The 18,024-nt window shown below is 71.8% G+C and carries 14 protein-coding genes and 1 pseudogene; 8 read left to right on the plus strand and 7 right to left on the minus strand.

The window, feature by feature from the left end; translation table 11 throughout:
* The first annotated feature begins 77 nt into the window (after positions 1–77).
* From R6Y94_RS29960 to R6Y94_RS29975, 4 genes and pseudogenes are all read left to right on the plus strand, one after another.
* Positions 78–2,456 carry an ATP-binding protein gene (locus R6Y94_RS29960; RefSeq protein ID WP_318399205.1) on the plus strand — a complete coding sequence of 793 codons (2,379 nt, stop codon included), beginning with the start codon at positions 78–80 and terminating at the stop codon, positions 2,454–2,456.
* A 151-nt stretch (positions 2,457–2,607) separates the two neighbouring features.
* The gene (locus tag R6Y94_RS29965; RefSeq protein ID WP_318399206.1) at positions 2,608–2,844 is read left to right on the plus strand and encodes a hypothetical protein; all 237 of its coding nucleotides are present in this window, start codon (positions 2,608–2,610) and stop codon (positions 2,842–2,844) included.
* A gap of 166 nt (positions 2,845–3,010) precedes the next feature.
* Positions 3,011–3,238, plus strand: a pseudogene (locus R6Y94_RS29970) (hypothetical protein); the annotation flags it as partial.
* A 70-nt stretch (positions 3,239–3,308) separates the two neighbouring features.
* Positions 3,309–4,016, plus strand: a complete 708-nt coding sequence (locus tag R6Y94_RS29975) for a MerR family transcriptional regulator (RefSeq protein ID WP_318399207.1) — start codon at positions 3,309–3,311, stop codon at positions 4,014–4,016.
* Between the two features lie 25 nt (positions 4,017–4,041).
* On the opposite strand, the gene R6Y94_RS29980 is transcribed toward R6Y94_RS29975, so the two are convergent.
* The gene (locus R6Y94_RS29980) at positions 4,042–4,857 is read right to left on the minus strand and encodes an AraC family transcriptional regulator (protein ID WP_318399208.1); all 816 of its coding nucleotides are present in this window, start codon (positions 4,855–4,857) and stop codon (positions 4,042–4,044) included.
* Positions 4,858–5,072: 215 nt separating this feature from the next.
* Here R6Y94_RS29980 and R6Y94_RS29985 point away from each other — a divergent pair, with 215 nt between their 5' ends.
* Positions 5,073–5,510: a hypothetical protein gene (locus tag R6Y94_RS29985; protein WP_318399209.1), complete on the plus strand. Its 438-nt coding sequence runs from the start codon at positions 5,073–5,075 to the stop codon at positions 5,508–5,510.
* Positions 5,511–5,587: 77 nt separating this feature from the next.
* Here R6Y94_RS29985 and R6Y94_RS29990 read toward each other — a convergent pair whose 3' ends face one another.
* A complete protein-coding gene (locus R6Y94_RS29990; protein ID WP_318399210.1) occupies positions 5,588–5,962 on the minus strand; it encodes a nuclear transport factor 2 family protein in 375 nt (124 codons plus the stop codon).
* A 69-nt stretch (positions 5,963–6,031) separates the two neighbouring features.
* On the opposite strand from R6Y94_RS29990, the gene R6Y94_RS29995 reads away from it, so the two are divergent.
* Positions 6,032–6,628: a TetR/AcrR family transcriptional regulator gene (locus R6Y94_RS29995; RefSeq protein ID WP_318399211.1), complete on the plus strand. Its 597-nt coding sequence runs from the start codon at positions 6,032–6,034 to the stop codon at positions 6,626–6,628.
* A gap of 549 nt (positions 6,629–7,177) precedes the next feature.
* Entirely contained in the window at positions 7,178–7,918 is a 741-nt protein-coding gene (locus tag R6Y94_RS30000) for a GNAT family N-acetyltransferase (RefSeq protein ID WP_318399212.1), read from the plus strand.
* Between the two features lie 199 nt (positions 7,919–8,117).
* Here R6Y94_RS30000 and R6Y94_RS30005 read toward each other — a convergent pair whose 3' ends face one another.
* Both R6Y94_RS30005 and R6Y94_RS30010 read right to left on the minus strand, forming a co-directional pair.
* On the minus strand, positions 8,118–8,567 hold the full coding sequence (locus R6Y94_RS30005; RefSeq protein ID WP_318399213.1) for a hypothetical protein: 450 nt from the start codon (positions 8,565–8,567) through the stop codon (positions 8,118–8,120).
* Positions 8,568–9,339: 772 nt separating this feature from the next.
* Positions 9,340–9,987, minus strand: a complete 648-nt coding sequence (locus tag R6Y94_RS30010; protein ID WP_318399214.1) for a response regulator transcription factor — start codon at positions 9,985–9,987, stop codon at positions 9,340–9,342.
* A gap of 360 nt (positions 9,988–10,347) precedes the next feature.
* Between R6Y94_RS30010 and R6Y94_RS30015 the strand changes: the two genes are divergently transcribed.
* Positions 10,348–11,841 carry an alpha/beta hydrolase gene (locus R6Y94_RS30015; RefSeq protein WP_318399215.1) on the plus strand — a complete coding sequence of 498 codons (1,494 nt, stop codon included), beginning with the start codon at positions 10,348–10,350 and terminating at the stop codon, positions 11,839–11,841.
* Positions 11,842–12,752: 911 nt separating this feature from the next.
* Here R6Y94_RS30015 and R6Y94_RS30020 read toward each other — a convergent pair.
* The 3 genes from R6Y94_RS30020 to R6Y94_RS30030 form a co-directional block, all read right to left on the minus strand.
* Positions 12,753–15,662: a helix-turn-helix transcriptional regulator gene (locus R6Y94_RS30020; protein ID WP_318399216.1), complete on the minus strand. Its 2,910-nt coding sequence runs from the start codon at positions 15,660–15,662 to the stop codon at positions 12,753–12,755.
* Between the two features lie 436 nt (positions 15,663–16,098).
* Positions 16,099–16,866, minus strand: coding sequence for a hypothetical protein (locus R6Y94_RS30025; RefSeq protein ID WP_318399217.1), 768 nt, complete (start codon positions 16,864–16,866; stop codon positions 16,099–16,101).
* 68 nt (positions 16,867–16,934) lie between these two features.
* The gene (locus tag R6Y94_RS30030) at positions 16,935–18,023 is read right to left on the minus strand and encodes a toll/interleukin-1 receptor domain-containing protein (RefSeq protein WP_318399218.1); all 1,089 of its coding nucleotides are present in this window, start codon (positions 18,021–18,023) and stop codon (positions 16,935–16,937) included.
* Position 18,024 lies beyond the last annotated feature (1 nt).

Below are 18,024 nucleotides of genomic sequence, written 5' to 3' on the forward strand. Positions count from 1 at the left end.
GGCCTCGCGCTCCGACGGACCGCAAGGGGAGGTTGAAAAAGGTTCACTGCGCAGTTCGATGTCCGCATGGAGGACGCGTGACCGACTGGTCGGGCGAACGATCGCCGGGGCTGTCGCACCGGGAGCTGGCCCGGGTGGAGACCGTCGCCGAACTGGCCGCGCTGCTGCGTCAACTCCGGCGCCGGGAGGCCCGGCTGGAGGGGGCGAGCCCGCTCACCTACCGCGATCTGGCGGCCAAGACCGGCTGGTCGCGGGGCATCCTCGGCGAGTACTTCGCCGGTCGGGTGCTGCCGCCCACCGATCGGTTCGACATCCTGATCCGGCTGCTCGGCGCCACCCCTGGTGAGCAGGGCGCCCTGGCCACCGCCCGGGATCGGGTCGAGGAACGGCGCCGGTCCGGCGGATCGGACGGTCGGGTCGCCCCGGCCGTCCCGTCCCCGCGCCAGCTCCCGCCGGCCGTGCCCGGTTTCGCGGGCCGGGCCAGGCAACTCGCCGAACTCGACCGGCTGCTGGAGGCCGACCCTGCCACGCCGGTAGCACTGATCACCGCCGTCTCCGGCACGGCCGGGGTCGGCAAGACCGCGCTGGCCCTGCACTGGGCACACCGGGTCGCCGACCGGTTCGCCGACGGGCAGCTCTATCTCAACCTGCGCGGCTTCGACCCGACCGGAGCGCCGGTCGCCCCGGCCGAGGCGGTCCGTACGCTGCTCGACGCCCTCGGGGTGCCCCCGCAGCGGATCCCCGCGAGCCTGGACGCGCAGGCGGCCCTCTACCGGGGGCTGCTCGCCGAACGGCGCGTGCTGGTGGTGCTCGACAACGCCCGGGACGCCGACCAGGTACGCCCGCTGCTGCCCGGTGGCCCCGCCTGCCGGATCCTGGTGACCAGCCGCAACCCGCTCGCCGGGCTGGTCAGCACCGGAGGCGCCCGACCGATCACCCTGGACCTGCTCACTCCCGCCGAGGCCCGGCAACTGCTGGCCGCCCGGATCGGTGCCGCCCGGGTGGTGGCCGAACCAGAGGCGGTCGACGACATCGTCACCGCCTGCACCCGGCTACCGTTGGGGCTGGCGATCGTGGCCGCCCGGGCCGCGCTGCACCCCGAGTTTCCGCTCGGCGCGCTGGCCGGGGAACTCCGCGACGCACGGGGCGGATTGGCGGCGTTCGCCGGCACCGATCCGGCCTCCGACGTACGCGCGGTCTTCTCCTGGTCGTACCGGGCGCTCAGTTCCGCCGCCGCCCAGCTGTTCCGGCTGCTCTCCCTGCACCCCGGACCCAGTGTCGGCGCACCGGCGGCAGCCAGCCTCGCCGGCCTGCCGCCGCACCGGGTACGGCCGCTGCTCGCCGAACTGACCGACGCCAACCTGGTCGCCGAACAGGGCCCCCGCCGGTACGCCTGCCACGACCTGCTGGTCGCGTACGCGGCCGAGCTGACCGCCGGGGTCGACCCGGAGCAGGAGCGGCGGGCCGCGAGCCGCCGGGTACTCGACCACTACCTGCACACGGCGCACGCCGCGGATCGCCGGTTGGATCCGCACCGCGACCCGATCCCGCTGCTGACCGCCTCGCCCGGCGTCACACCGGGGCAGATCGCCGACCACGGCGCCGCACTCGCCTGGTTCGACGCCGAACTGCCGGCGCTGCTGGCGACCGCGGAGGAGGCCGCCACCGCCCGGCTCGACCGGCCCCTGTGCCGGCTGACCCGGACCATGGCGCACGCCCTGGAACGCCGGGGACACTGGCACCGGTGGGCCGCGGTGCGGGAACTCGCCGTGGCGGCGGCCCAGCGGCTGAACGACCCGGCCGAGGAGGCACACGCCCGACGGAGTCTCGGCCGGTCCCAGGTCCACCTCGGACGGACCGACCAGGCCACCGACCATTTCGAGACCGCACTCCGGCTCTACCGGCTGGCCGCCGACCGGCTCGGACAGGGCCGGATCCAGTTCGACCTGAGCTGGATCGCGGTCCGGCAGAACCGCTATCCCGACGCGCTGCGGCACAGCAGGGAGGCGCTCGCGCTGTTCACCGAGGCGGGAAGCCGCTCCGGACAGGGTCGGGCGCTCAACAACATCGGCTGGTGCCTGAGCTGGCTCGGGCGGCACGAGGAGGCCGTCGACTACTGCCGACGGGCCCTCGACACACTGCTGGAACTCGACGACCGGTTCGGCGCCGCCGACGGCTGGGACAGCCTCGGGCACGCCCAGCACGAGCTCGGCCGGTACCGGGAGGCGGCCGAGTCGTACCAGCAGTCGTACGCCCTCTGGCGGGAGTTGGGCCACCGCTATCAGGAGGCGGACCTGCTGGCCCGGCTCGGCGACACCCAGTCGGCGATCGGTGACCTCGACGCCGCCTCGGACACCTGGCACCGGGCGCTCGACATCCTGGACGACCTCGACCACCCGGACGCGGAGCAGGTGAAGGCCCGCCTCGACCGGGTCGGCCGGGCACCGAGCCGCTGACCCCCGGCATTCGGAATCGCCCCCTCGATCGGACTCCGCCCGGCCCCGCACGCCCCGTGCACGGCCCGCAGCTCCGGCGCGGCCCCGCGCGTCGGCGGGTCGGCCGGGTGGCGCCGTCCGCCGGGATGTCCGCGCGGCGTCCCTGGTGCGGGTGCCGGGTCGACGCGGGGCCACGCCGACCCGGGCCCGCCCGGACACCCCCTCGCCGTCCGGGCGGCACCCGGGGCGGTCACCGCCGCCGGCCGGGCGCGCGGGCAGCCTTTCCCATCCGGATCCGCTCCGCCCGGCCGGCTACCTGCTCGCCCGGTTCGGCAACCACGCGGGACTCGCCCTGGCCGCCCTGACCGTGCTCTGGGTGGCGTCGGTCGTACTCGGGCCGGTGCCGTGAGTCCGACCGTCCCGGAATGGACGGTGTCGAGCGCCGTGCGATGGGTACTCCCCCGTCCCGGCTGACCCGTGACAGGCCGCCCAGCCGGGGCACGGCGGCGATGCCTGGGGGGTGAGGGGCGCAGGTGCGGTCCGGCGCCCCTCAGCCTGCACCAGGCCGGGGCCTGGTCGGCGCAGCACACTGGTTCGAACGCAACCGCGCCGGCTGCAGCTCCCCCGGCCCGCGAAGCGAGGTGTACGACGTGCCGCAGCGGCTACTCCGGGGCGATCTGCCGCAGGCGTTCGTACACGCGCTGCTGCTGGAGACGGCGGTGACGCTGAGCCGACCGGCCGGTGACCCCGACAACTCCTCACCCCGCTCACCGCCACCGGTCGCAGCCACGGAACGACGGTAGTAATTTCACCAATACCCCGCGCCGGGTCGCATCGGTAGGTTCGAATCGCCCCAGGACGTGAGGAGAGGCCGTGACGGTTACTGTGCCCCAGCTCGGCGACCGCGCCGGCCCGGCACCGGCGACCCCGCGGTACACCATCGACGCCCTCGCCCGCCTGGTCGGGATGTCCCCGCGCAACATCCGGGCGCACCAGGCCCGCGGCCTGCTCGCGCCACCCGCCCGGTACGGCCGGACCGCCTACTACAGTGCCGGCCACGTACGCCGGCTGGAGAGCATCAAGTCGCTGCAACGGCAGGGCTTCAACCTGGTCGCCATCGAGGCGATGCTCGGGGTACGCCACCCGGCGCCCCCGCCCGCCGAACCGCTGGCGACCGCGCTGAACCGGCTGGCCGCCGAGCACCCCGCCCTGCTGCACAACCTCGCCCGGCACGGCGTGCTGGTACGCGCCGAGGACGGCTCGGTCAGCGCAGCCCGCCCCCGGGCCGTGCAACCCGCACTCGACCTGCACCAGGCCGGCGTACCGGTGCTGGCCGCGCTGCGGCTGCTCGGCGAGGTGCTGGACCGGCTCCGCCCGGTCACCGACGAACTGGTGCCGGCCGCCGGCACCCGGTTGGCGCAGCTACGCCGGACCGGTCTCCCGGCCGCCTCGGGGCAGCAGCCCGAGCACGAGACGGCGGTACTGGCGCAGAGCCTGGCCCGGCTGCTCAGCGAGGCGTTCCGGGTCGTCGCGGAGAACGCCTGCACGGCGTCCACCAGCGGAATCGGCCCCGACCGCTGATCCCTGTCGAACCCCACCGCGACCGTCAAGTCCCGCCGCGTCGCCGGGCGTACCGGGCCGGGGTGGTGCCGAGGTGTCGGACGAAGTGCCGGTGCAGGTGTGCCTGGTCGTGGAAGCCGACCGCCACGGCGACGCTGGCCGGTCGCTCCCCGGCCAGCAGCAGCCGGCGGGCCCGGTCGACCCGCCGACCGGTCAGGTACGCGTGCGGCGGCAGGCCGTAGCTGCGGGTGAAGCACCGGATCAGGTGACTGGGATGGGCGTCCAGGATCGTCGCCGCCGCCCGCAGGGACATCCCGACCGCGACCCTGGAGTCCAGCAGCTCGCGCAGCCGGCCGGCCAGCCGGTCCGACCGGCCGCTCGGTGGAACGGGCGCGAGCGTGTCGAGGTGCTCGTGCAGCCGATCCCGGATCAGGGCGAGCCGGGACTCGGCCTCGAACGCGTCGCCGGGGTGGCCGAGCGAGGTGTGCAACTGGTGGATCCGGTGCCGCAGCAGTTCGTCGTCCAGGACCGGGCCGTCCACCGCGCTGCCGACCAGGTGCTCCGGCAGTACGGTCGTGTCGAGGTAGAGCACCCGCTTGCGGAAGCCGGCCGGGGTGACCGTCCGGCCGTCGTGGGTGACGCCGGGCGGGAGCAGCAGCACCGTGCTTCCGGCGGTCATCCCGTGCCGGTGCCGGTCGAGGGCGAAGTCGACCGATCCCCCGTCGAGGATCATCAGGTCCCAGGTGTCGTGGGTGTGCGCCGGATAGGCGTGCGCGGTGAAGTGCGCGTGGAAGACCTCGGCGATCCCAGGCACCTTCGGTCGCCAGGCGCTGATCGTCGTACCGGGCCGCTCACCTGCCATGTCAGAAACGTACAAGACCGGCGGGAGCGGGGCGCGGGGCGCTGCGTGGGGGGCCGGTGGCCGCGCCCCGGACCGACCGAACTTCCGGAGGACGTACGCGTGCCCGAGGAAGTGCACGATGGCCTTGATTCCGCGCACCCGTCTCCGTCGAGGGCGCCTTGCGCGGCGCCTCCGCGCGGCCCCTGAGATCACTCCGATGAGCCCAGGCGCTTGCATTGCGCGAACTGGTCGTCGACCACTTCCCCCTCGTTCAACTGGCCAACCAGGCCGTCACCGAGGTCCGCCGCCGCGTCACCGTGCAGCAACGTGGCCGACGCGGCCGCAAAGGCAACCGGGAATGGGAACTGCGCAACCGGCTCACCCGCTCCGCCGAACGGATGCGGGGCGAGCACGTCGATGCCCTGGTCGATGACCTGTCCGGCTTACCGACGCCGATCAGCACCCGGATCCTGACCGCACGGAACGCCAAAGGAAGACCTCCTCGACCTGCTCGCCACCGCTCGCACCCACCCCGACCGCGAACAGATCTGCCCAACCGAGTGATCAAAACCGTCGCCCGCGACGCCTACGGCTTCCGCAACCCCAACAACCAGCGCCTACGCACCCGCTGCGCCACCACCCGGAACGCCCGCGGACACCTCAACGCCCGGTAAGCCAGAGCCCTAATTGGGCGGGCATGAACCTCACTGAGGTCATCAGCGTCGAGGCGCCGCTTGACGTACCTGTGGAACTATTCGGATGGGACCGTCCGGGTGGCTTGGATGGCCCGGCGCAGCCGACCGTCAGCAGCCAACTCCCCGAACATGTAGATCTCCGTGGTGATGGTGCCGCCCTTACGCAGCTCCGCGATGAGCCGGTATCGGGCGGCGACATGGTCGCCGTCCACCAGCGCCTGCTCCACCTCGACACGGAGACCAGCTGCCCGTTTGCGGGCTGGACGGATGTGATCCAGCAGCCGCTTCCGGTCCAGCAGCACGCCGTCGTTGACCAGCTCATAGTCCGGCGTGTGGTAGCGGTCAAGCACGGTCGCCGGATCCTCGTCGCCCAGCCCCGCTTCCTGCGGATAGTGGATTAGATAGCTGGTCAGATCAGTACGGGGCGTCATTTGATCTCCCTGAAACGACTTATCTTTGACAGCGTGTCTACGATAATGCTCAGCGGTAGATTAGACAACATGTCAGAGATAACGGGTGGTCGGCGCCGGCGGCGGCGTTCGGACGCCGAGCGCAGCGCCGCCGTTGTACTCGACGCCGCCGTCCAGGTGCTCGGTAGGCATCCGGACGCGAAGGTGGAACAGGTCGCCGCCGCAGCTGGCGTCACCCGCCAAACCGTCTACGCCCACTACCCGTCCCGGCCGCTGCTGGTGGCCGCGGTCATCGACCGCATCACGGCCGAAGCCGTCGCCGCCCTCGACGCCGCCAACGTGGACAGCGACACCGTCACCGAGGCGCTGCTGCGCTGGCTGGACGTCACCTGGCGGCTGTTCGACCGGTACCCGCTGCTCCTGCACCCGTCGGCGACCGCCGTTAACCAGGCGGACTCCGAACGTCAGCATGTCGCGGTCAACGAGCGCCTGGAGCGGCTGATCAGGCGCGGCCAGGCCACCGGCGAGTTCGACGGCGCCCTCAGCCCGGCCTGGTTGGTCTCCGCGACCATCGCGCTCGGTCATGCGGCCGGCGGCGAAGTCGCCGCCGGCCGCATGACCACCGCGCAGACCGCGGCAGCGCTACGCCACAGCATCCTGCGCCTCTACGACGCCCGCGAGCCCTGATCAGCGACGGTCTCCCGCCACTCCCGGGTCCACTCGATCTTCACGGGTGCACCCAACCCGCCAGCACACGAACCTCAATGCCACGGTCGAGGGGCCACGGACCGCCGCTCACGCCGAGGCCCGGCCGCGACGGTTACCGAAGCCCGCAACAGATAGCTGCAGAACTGGCTGACCCCGTTAACTTCGCAGAGCCCCGATCGTGGTGACCGGCGTCGTGGCCGTGGATCACAACAATTCCGGTAGGCCGTACCTGGCCCGGGGCAGCTGGCGGGACGGCTCCGCGTCGTGCGGCGTGGATGAGCTACCCCGCCAATGCGCCCTGGAACTGACGACTCTGTCGGCCCTCACGCTCGCACTGGCCGGACTGACGACCCTGCTGGCCCACCTTCACGACTGGTAGTCGCGGATCCGCGCTCCGACGATCCCGTTGCTGTCCTGTAGCAGCTCGACACGCGCGGGCTGCCCGTAGCCCGAGCCGCGGCCAAGACAACAGCCCCCGCTACGGGTTTCTCGGTGGCGTGCATGCCAGCCAGTTGCCATCATGCCGCCATGATCGGCGACTCCCTACTGCAACGCGTCCAACGACTTTGGGTCGGGCTGGCCGGGACACCGGTCGTCTTCAGGGACGCAGCCGTCGAGGTAGTCGTCTCCCCGCACGCGTTGCTGTGTCCGCCAGGCTGGGTAGGCATCGTCGCTCTGGAGGATGCTGTGATCGCCACTGCCCCCGACCGCGACGTCGCCGAGACCGTGCGACGCGCCCTGAACGATCTCCCCACGGCTGCCATGACTGACCCGGTCAGGGTGCGGGGCATGTTGCCGGTCGACAAGACATTGGGGCCGGCGACCTTGGCCTACTGCGACGCGGCCAGTTTCCGCCCAGCCGACTCCACCACGGTCGAGATGATCCCCGCAGACCACGCCGACCTGGAAACTCTGCTCGCGCGTGTGCCGGCCGACGACGCCGACGAGTCCGGCCTGGCCGAGATCACATCGCCGGCGTTCGTGGTGCGCACCGCAACGGAAGTCACCGCGGCAGCAGGCTACCGGCTCTGGCCCGGCAACACCGCCCAGATCAGCGTGCTGGCCGCGCCTGCGGAGCGCGGACGAGGACTCGCGCGTGTCGTCGCTACCGCAGCCATCACCAACGCACTGCAATCCGACCTGCTTCCGCAGTGGCGGGCCCGACCCGAAGCGTCCCGCCGGGTGGCCCGAGCGCTCGGCTTCCACGAACTGGGCTCCCAACTGAGCATTCGCCTCACGCCCGTCGACGGCCACGGCGAACCGTCATAGCCGGCGCCAACCTGGGAAACCCGCACACACTGACCGCACTCAATTCGGCACGACCGTAGGCCGGACGCCAGCCGGAATCGTCACCCGCTGTGGCTTGTAGACAACCTGTCACGGCACCCGCTCTGCGGCAGATCCGGATGCGCGTGGTCATTCGGTACTGCGGTCGCTCGTTGGGTCGCGCTGACCGGGCCTGCCGATCTCAGACCTGCGCGTCCTCTGGTGGTTCCGGGTTAGCGAGGATCCAGGTCTCCCATTCCTCGCTGCTTACGCAGGTACTGGCCCGGCCATCGGGAGACAAGGCGACAAAGTCCCTTGCCTGTCCTGATATCACCACCGCACTGGGCCGCGGCGGTAAGCTGCCCACCCTCACTTTCAACCAGGGCAGCCGTCCGGCGCCCTCGATGGAAAGCAGCACCTTGCCGTCCGCTCCGATCGTGCCGTTGCGCGCGCTCAGTCGCGCCCACTCGTTGTCGAGCCGAGCGTCCGCGTCCGCGTCGGCGTGCGGTACGCGGACGATCGGCGTGGCCGAGAACAGGATGAACGGTTTCCACACTGCCACCGGCGTCGGCAACCCCGGCAGTTCCACGAAGCCCTCGACAGCGAAGCCGGCGTTGGCGACCGCTTCCCGCACCCTCTGTGGGTCGATCATGTCGGGACCCTACCTGCCACCGTTGCCGTGATGGGGCTTGCCGCCGACCAGGGTGGTCATCGCCTCGGTGTTCGACAAATCGGTTGTCCCCACCTCGCCTGGACCTGCCGCCGGTGCGGCCGATCCGGGCTACGCCATATCGGGTGCCCGCAGCGTCCGACGCGCCCGGTCGGCGGATACCGGTTTCCGGTTGGTCAGCGGCCGGCCGAGGGCGGGCAGGCCGAAATGCCTATCGGGGTTAGACGTTGCAGGGGTCAGGGCGGCCCACGTCCTCTCCTTCGACGGCCCGGCCGGCGTGCCCGCCTGGGTCGTCATCGTCATGGGACGGGACGGCGCCGTCGCACTGTCTTTATGGGAACCGCGGTGGGACGTCGACCGTACGACCACGTTCTTCGGAGGGCTGGTCCGGGTATTCGGGCGCCCCTGGGAACCACCCTCGACACCGTCCGCGCGACGACCCCGGGCTTGCCCGTGCCGTTCCCCCTGGCCCACCCGTTCCTCGCCATGCTCGGCGGGTGGGCGGCCTCCACCGGCTACGCGGCAGTGGTGGCCTCATCGCCACCCGTGTGACTCCTAGCCGAGGAACAACAAGAGGCGGACTCGCGTGCTCGAAGCAACAATGCAGGGCCCTGGAACCGGCTCCCAGCGTCAGACTACTTGACGGTCTCATCGAACCAAGCCGCGACGACGTCGGCGGGCAACCGCCCCAAATTTTCCTACCCGCCGGGGCGTCCACGACGGACACTCAGGTGGCTCCGGCTCCGGGCCGCCGTCAGGCGGTGGCCGGGACGACGCTGGTGACCGGCGAGGGCGGATGTGGCGAACGTGTGCGCATGTGGCCGCGCTCGATGGCTATCCGGGTCAACTCGGCCTTGTTGCCCGCGTTGAGCTTGGCCCGCAGCCGTTTGACGTACGTGTTGACGGTCGCTTCGGTCACCCCGAGCCGGCGCGCGGCCTGGGCGTGGGTCAGGCCCTGAGCGACCGCATGCAGGGTCTGCGTCTCCCGTGGGGTGAGCACCACGTCTGGACCGTACCCGCCATCGTCCAGTTGGTCGCGCAGATCCGCCACGTACTCGTGTCCGATGTGGATACCGCCCATCGCGATCACGCGCAGGACCCAGCGCAGGTCGGCTGCCCCGATGCTGGTGCTCACGATGCCGCGCACCCGCCCCTTGAGCACCTCCCGCAGGTTGATCCGGGAGTCCTTGGGTACCACCAGCAGCAGCGGACGGCGGTGCGCAGGCAGCGGCTCGGCCCGCAAACGGTCCTCGGGGTCGACCAACACAACGACGTCAAGGGTGAGGCGCGGGTCCAGGTGGCCGAGGGACGCAGTCGTGTCGACCACGTGCACCGAGGGCTGGTCGGCGAGCAACTGACACACGCCTGCCCGGGTCAGCGGTGCGGCGGCGACGACCGCCACGTCGATCGGTCGACCGTTGTGCTCGTGCTCTGGGCGTGCAATCGCAGGGCATATGTCCGAGGAGCGACGTAGAGCCATGCGTCAAATCGTACGTCGCTGGAACCGGTCGCCGTGTGTCATCGCCACCACCTCCGTCGGCACCCGACAAAGCCACGGTGCCGACCGCGACAAGTCCCCGAAAGGGGACGGCGAGCGGCGCGGCGATCGTCCTGGGGGACGGCGTCCTCCATCTGGGATCTGCTGGTGTGCGCGACGCGCACCTAGCGTTGTGTTCATCGGTCGACTCCATGCCCGACAATGACCGTCTGCTATGGATGTTGGCGGCTTTCCCACAAGTAACAAGAGCTTGGGAGAAGTGTCATGCAATGGAAACAATGCCGAATACTCCCTGCGGGCGGCGCGGTGGCGATGCTCGCCTCGCTGATCGTCGCGGCGGCCCCGGTACAGGCCTCGGGCGCGCCGGCGCCGCAATCCATCAGCTGGGCGCCGTGCGCGGAGGACGCGAGCGCGCAGTGCGGCACCTTTCGGGTGCCGGTGGATTGGGCGCACCCGGAGGGGCCGACGATCGATCTGGTGGTCGCCCGCCGGGTTGCCACTGACCCGTCCGCGCGGATCGGGACGCTCATCTTCGGCCCGGGCGGCCCAGGTGGCCCGGGTCGTACTCTCGCGATCAACGGAGGTAGCGATTTCACCGAGGATGTGCGGCGACGCTTCGACATCCTCAGCTTCGACCCGCGCGGCTGGGGACAAAGCAGCCCGATCGCTTGCTCGCTGGACCGAGCCAACCAGCTCGGCCCGCTACTCGAGGCGATGAGCAGCCAGGCCGACTTCGACAACGTGGTGGCGCAGACCCGCGCCCTCGCCGATGACTGCCGCGCGCGGAGCGGTCCCGTCTTCGACCATATGGACACCCGGCAGACGGTTTACGACATCGACGCGCTCCGGGCCACGGTCGGCGATCCGCAGCTGACGTTCTACGGCGGGTCGTACGGCACGATGATGGCCCACCAGTACGCCGAGATCTTCCCGGACAAGGTGCGGGCGATCGTTGCCGACAGCAACCTGGACCACAGCCTGGACGGCCGCAACTACGCCGTTACCACGGCGGCAGCCGAGCAGGACGCCTTCAACGAGTTCGTCGCCGGCTGCGGCAGCAACCCGAACTGCCCTCTGTACGGCCGGGACATCCGCCAGTTCTGGACCCGGCTGCTCGACCGCGCCGCCCGTGGTGAGCTGCTGGATGCCGACGATCCGGCCGCGCAGATCAAGCCCACCAACCTGATCGGCTATGTGGTCGGTGAGCTGTACCACGATCCGGGGGTGTGGCCAGAGATCGCGGCCGAGTTGGTGAGCCTGGACGAGGGCCGCCCGTCAGGGCGCTCGGTCGGCTTTGCGCCCGGCGTGCCGGGACAGCCAGACGTCACCTTCCCATTTGTCCAACTGCCCGTGTGGTGCCAGGACTGGACCCGTCCCGCGTCGACGTACGCGGAGTGGACCAGCCTCATGGCCGCGATCCGGGCCGCGGCACCCGACCTGGTCCGGCCTCCGGCGCACTCCGTCTGCCTCGGCTGGCCGACCGCGCCGACCAATCCACCGCACAAGCTGGTCGCCCGAAACACCGCCAAGGTGCTGCTGGTCAACAGCCTGCACGACCCGTCGACCGGGTACCAGTGGGCGCAGGGCATGGCAGCGCAGTACGGTAACCGGGCCGTCCTGCTGACCTACGAGGGTTGGGGACACATCACGCACGGCCGGTCCCCTTGTATCGACTCCGCCCTCCACGAGTACCTGATCTCAGGACAGCCGCCGGCTCCGGGCACGAGGTGCCCCGCGATCGCACCGTCGGGCACCTGATTGGACGCGGTTCGGGCCGTCCGGGACTTCGTTCCGGGCGGCCCGGATCGCCACCTCGACCCGCAGGGTTGCGGCCATCCACGTCCGAGAAGGGCGGTGAATCAGGAACCCACACAGGCACCAACGAAATACGCGGTAGCGGAGGTTCTTCCAAAAGTCCAGGTGTGCATCATGCGGTTGCGGAAGGTGGTCTGCTCGGGGGCGATGTCGTCGAAAGAGCGAGCAGTTCGGTCATATGCCGGGCGCGGTGCTCGAAGCTGGGCGCGGGGTAGCCGCCAGGTGCTCGAAGAAGCCGAGATAGTCCGGATTCTGGCGGCGTTTCGCGTTCCCGGCGGATGTGCGGCGCGAGCTTGGGTCAAGTCCGCAGGACTGACCCGCCCATATAGCTCGCCGGGACGATCTCGTCGATCACTCCATACGCGACCAGCAGGCCGACCGTGTTGAAAAATGAGGTGACCGGCGCCACGTGGACCCAGGCCGCGGTGGGAGTGGCCAGCCGGGCGAGTCCTGCGACTGGCACTCGTCCCACAGCCGGTCCTGGATGTATTCACGGATACTTCGCAACCGAGCGCTTGGCCAGATCCAGGCTCGCCGCACCTCTTCTCCCGCGGCGGGCGGACTCCATGAGATCCCGCTGCCGGGCGATGCCGCCGGGTACCTGGCGCTGTCGGCGTCCGCCAGGCGCCACCGGGGGCTACAGATCACCCATCGATCACCCGGGCGCCCACAGTGAGTCATTTCCAACCTGATGGTGCAGGTCAGCGGCGTGGAGGGGCCGGTAGCCGGGTGAGGTGAGGCTCCCGTTAAGACCGCGATCCTGCTGGTCGAACCGACCGGGACGATCAACACCGGTACGGCGGGTGGGCCGCTGACCCGAGTCGCCGAAACCCTCGACGGGGCCGCCGACCCCGTCACCCCCGAGCCAGCAGGCTGACCAGGGCGGTACGGGAGGTCACCCCGAGCTTCCGGTAGATCCGCATCAGGTGCGCGTCAACCGTACGCGGGCTGATCTGCAGTTGCCGGGCGATCACCCGGGACGTGGCGCCGGTCACGGTCAGCTCGGCCACCTCCCGTTCCCGGGCGGTCAGCAGCGCCAACGGATGCGTCTCGTCCGGCGCCGCCCCCGGCTGGTCGTCCGGCACGACACGCCGGGACAGCCGGGCGGCCAGCCGGCGCTGGGCGCGGTCCGCCCGCCCGGCCAGCCAGCGCGCGTCGCTGGCCGTGAAGAGCTGCTTTGCCCGGCCGAGCTGCTCGCGGGCCGACCGCGGATCCCCGGTCGCCACCCGCCCCTCGGCAAGCACCATCCGGGCCTGCCCCTCCGCCACCGGCATGCCGGCCGCGCCGAGCTGCCCGATCGCCGGCGCCACCTCCGCCACGGCGTCGCCCGGGGCGCCGTGCGCCAGGGCCAGCGTCGCGCCGGCCAGCCCGACCAGCCCGAGCCGCCCCGGGAGGTCACCGGCGACAGCGGCGGCCCGGGTCAGCCAACGCCGGGCCTGCGGTGGTATCCCACCCGGTCCGTCACCCGCCGAGCCGGCCCGACCGGCTCCGGCTGTGGTAAGCGCCCGTACGACGAGGACGGCCGCCTCGGCCGGTCCGAGGCAGCGGTACGTCTCCGCGTCGGCCAGCAACTCCTGGCAGCCGGCGTCGTCGCCGACCGCCGCACTCGCCTCGGCCAGGTGCGTCCGCACCACCGCCCGGTACAGCGTGGACCGGGGGGCGGCGCGGCCGCGCAGCCGGTCCAGGGCCGGGCGTACGGCGTCCGGGCCGGCGAGCCAGAGCAGCGGCCGCAGTCGTACCGCCGCCGCCAGCGTCGCCGCCTCGGCACCTCCCTGCCACCGGGCGATCTCCTCCGCCTCCTCGGCGTCCCGCAGCGCGTCGTCGACCCGGCCCACCGTGCCGTAGAGCACGGACCGGGCCGCGTAGAGCAGCGGATGGACGTGGATCCGCCCGTACCGCAGCCCCACCTCGATGCCCCGCTCCGCGTGCGCCAGCCCGTCGTCGACCCGGTCCAGCATCGCCTCGATCCAGGCGAGCAGGGCGATCGCGCCGAGCTCGTCCCGGAGCGCGACGTCGCCGAGCGCGTCGATCATCCGGGCGGCGTACGAGACCCGCAGCCGCGCGGTGGCCAGCGGCTCCCGGGCGACCGCGCAGGCGGCCAGTACGCTGCTCGCGGCAGCCTCGATCCCCCGGTGCCCGCCCTGCCGCGCCCGGTCCATGGTCTTGCCGGCGTGCCTGGCGCCGGCCCGCCAGCGGCCGGCCAGCATCTCCGTCACCGCGAGTTCCAGCCGCAGCATCGCCTGTGGCGTGCCGGTGGCGCCGAGCCGTTCCAGTTCGGTGCTGAGCAGCGCGCTGGCCACGTCGAGCCGACCGGCCAGCCGCTCCAGCACGGCGAGCTGCTCGACCGCGGCGTGCCGGTACGGGCCGGCGACCGCGACGAGATCGTGCAGCACGGTCCGCGCCTCGTCGAACTGGCCGGTCACCCCGAGCGCCTTGGCGAACAACAGCCGCAGCTCGGCCCGGCGATCGGCCCGACCGGGGTTGTCCGGCAGCACCGACAGCGCGACGCGCAGCCAGCCGGCGCTGGTGCTCGGTGCCGTACCCATGGTGGTCATCGCGGCCGTGACCAGCACCTCGGCGCCGGCCTCGTCACCCGGCTGGATCGCCTTGGCCAGGTGGTGGGCCCGGAGGGTCAGCGGGGCGCCACAGCGTTCGAGGTGGGCCGCGGCCCGGCGGTGCGCGGCCAACCGCCAGGCCGGACCGGCCAGCCAGTACGCCACCGCCCGTACCAGTGAGTGCCGGAAGTCCAACTCGGCGCCGACCGGACGGAGCAGGTTCCGGGCGACCAGCGCGTCGAGCGCGGTGGTGGTGCGGTGCGGGTCGATCCCGGCCGCGGCGGCGACCGTGCCGATGTCGAGGCCGGGTCCGACCACGGCGGTGGCCTCGAGCACCAGCCGTTCGGTCGGGCCCAGCCCACGGATCTCGATCGCCATCGCACCGTGCAGCGCGCTGGTCACCGGCTCGTCGGGAAAGTCACCGCGACGCAGCGCGCCGAGGACCTGCGTCGAGGTGCCGGCGAGCAGTTCCAGGTAGAGCGGGTTGCCACCGCTGACCTGGTGCAGCAGCCGGCGCCGGGACGCCGGCTCGGCCGGCAGCAGGTGGTCGACGTCGGCACCGGTCAGCGGGGCCAGCCTGAGCCGGTCGGGCAGCGGCGCCAGGTGGGCGAGTTCCTCGGCCAGTCTCGGCGGGCACTGCTCGGACCGGAACGCCAGCACCACCGTGATCCGGGCGTCCGGCGGATGCCGCAGCAGATAGCCGAGGAACTCGACGGAGGCGTCGTCGGCCCACTGCACGTCGTCGAAGACCAGCAGCGCTCCGGCGGGACGGGCGGCGGCGGCGACCAGCGCACGCAGCCGCCGGTGCCGCTGGTGCCGCTCGACCGCGGCGGTGGCCGGCCCGGCGCCGTCGGGGTCGCGCACCGCGAGGGTGTCGAGCGAGGCGTGCAGGTCGGCCCGGTGATCGGGTACGCCGGCCAGCGCGTCCAGCAGCACGCCGTACGGGAGGGAGCGCTCGAACTCGGTCGCCCGACCGAGCAGCACGGTACGCCTCCGGCTGCCGGCCACCCGCGCCAGCTCGGCGACGAGTCGGCTCTTGCCGATGCCCGGTTCGCCGTGCAGCACCAGGAACCGGGGTCGTGACCTGTCCTCGTCGAGCAGCGCGACCATCCGGGCCAGCTCGGTACCGCGACCGACCAGGGCGGCGACGGTCTGTGCCGCCGCCGCACGCGGTACGGCCGTCGGCTCCGACGGCGATGTGACCGGCACCTGCGTACCTCCAGGACATGGTTGATCCTGATCCGAGGTAACCGCGTTGACCGTCGTCCATGCCAGAGACGATCGGGCCGAACTATCAGCAGTCATCAGTCCATTGACACCACAGCACCGAGAACCTATGGCCGACCGCTCCGGGACGCCCCGGCTTCCGGGGACGTTTCCGCAGTTCAAACCGGCCGGACGGGCCGCCCGTCGGGCCCGGCCGCCGTGGTCACGGGGACCGCGGACGGCGGCAGCGGAGCCGGGTGCAGTCGCGGATGGTGCCCGCTCCCGGGCCCGGTGTCGGGCGTGGACTTCCCGCAGTGCGGGACACTTCGGTCCCGCGGGTAGGACCCTCGGCAATCGGCGACACGCCGTACCGGAGATGGCTCCGGACGCTCTTCCCCGGAGTCCGTTCCGGGCCGGCGGACGCCGCCGTGCCCGGCCGTCAGTGCCGTAGTCTCGCGACCGCCTGCCGGGCGATCCGCATCCCCACCATCCCCGGCATCACCCTGGTCGCCATCCCGCGCAGGTTCCTGACGGCCATGCCCTTGTCGGCCATCCCGCGCATGCCCCTGGCCACCGCCATCCCGCCCAGGCCCTTGCCGGCCATGCCACGCAGCTGCTTGCCGGCCATCCCGCGCATGCTCCTGGTCCGGTACGTGATCCCGTTCATCCGGTTCAGCACGCCCTGCACCACCTGGCCGGGTTTCTGCTGCTCACCGGCGAGCGCGGTGACCACGATCAGTCCGCCGGTCAGGGCCGGAATCACCCACTGCAACACCCGCAACTGCCGCTGCCGCGCCGCGACACCCGGCGGTGTGCCGTTCTCCGGGGCCGTCGTCGCCACCACCGGCGCCTCGGTGGTCTTCTCCAACTGCATCCCGAGCATCCGGCTGTAGCCGGTCGCCGCCAGCGCCGCCACCGTCAGCCCGGTCTTGACGGCGCTCATCCGGCCCACCCCGGACTGGACGAGCATCCGTGGACTCTCGGTGATCAGCTCACCGGCGGCACCGGCGACATGGGTGCCGATCGCCGCCGCGTTCACCGGGGTCCACCTGGCCCAGCCGGCCGAGGCGACCCCCAGCCGCTGTCTCGAGTCGCTCACCTTCGCCGCCGCGCCGTTGACCCCGATCGCCCCCATCAAGGCGCCGCCGAACCAGGCAGCCAGGCCGAGATCGTGCATCGAGCGCAGTACCGTATGCCGCTCCGACATCTGCCAACCTCCGTCGTAGGAGATCCGCCGGGTACCCGCGCGGCAGGTTTCCAATCCCGCTACGAGGACTATTCCAGGACGGTGTCGTCGTCGGGTACGCCCAGGTCCTGGACCTGGTAGTCGATGCTGTGCAGCGGCAGGTTCCGGACGAAGAAGACCCGCGACGGCAGCCCCGTCGACCGCCGGGTCCCCTGGGTGATCCCGGTACCGGTGAAGCACAGCCAACTGATCCCGAGCACCTCCCGGATGAAGTAGTCCGGGCCCCGCGGGGTGTACCTGCGCTCCCGGATGGTGCAGCTCGAATACCACGCCTGCTGGTCGTCGGAGTAGTAGTTCCGGGGCGGGCGGCCGAGCAGCGTGCGCTCCTCGTCGGTCGGCTCGAAGCACCCCGCCCGGGTCGGGTCGGAGAGGATCCGGAACGCCGCCTTCCAGGTCGCCGGCAGCAGGTCCATCTTGCGGCGGTTCAGCTCGCCCAGGTCGAAGGTGAGGGCCAGCCAGGGCCCGTTGGAGTTGTCGACCTGTTCGAAGGCGTCCCCGATCCAGAGGTTGGAGAGGATCTGCCGCAGGGTGCGGTGCCGCTGCTCCTGGTAGTCGCCGACGAAGACGTACTTGCGGGTGCTCAGGCCGAGCTGGCCGGTGGGGTCGAAGCCGTCCCGGGGTACCAGCCGGACGGCGCGCTCGACCGCCGTCCGCTCCTCGTAGCGGCGCAGCAGCTCGTCCGGGGGCAGCGCCAGGCGCGTCCGGAGGGTATCCCGGAGCCGCTCGGCGGCCTGCCGCAGACCACCCGCGCCGGTGACCGGGACAGCCTGCTTGAGCCGCAGACCGTAGGGAAGGTGGGCGGCTCCGGCGGACTCGTCCAGCAGGATCGGCACGACCCGGTGCAGGCCGTCCTCCCGGCGGGACAGCTCGACGGCCTGGGCTATCTCCTCCCGCTGGTAGTAGGCGCGGTCCGTGCCGCCGGAAATCAGCACCAGGGTGATGGCCGCGCTTCGCTGCGCGGCCGGCAGCCGGCTGTCCCAGTCGTCGCCGGGCAGCAGGCTCCGCTGGTCGAGGAAGACCCGGAAGGGCGGACTGAGCAGGTCGTACAGTTCCTCCGCGGCGGCCCGGTCCGCGGTCGCGTACGCGATGAAGAAGTCCCAACGGTCCTCTCGGGTCATT

Source organism: Plantactinospora sp. KLBMP9567, assembly GCF_033446045.1.
GTDB lineage: Bacteria > Actinomycetota > Actinomycetes > Mycobacteriales > Micromonosporaceae > Plantactinospora.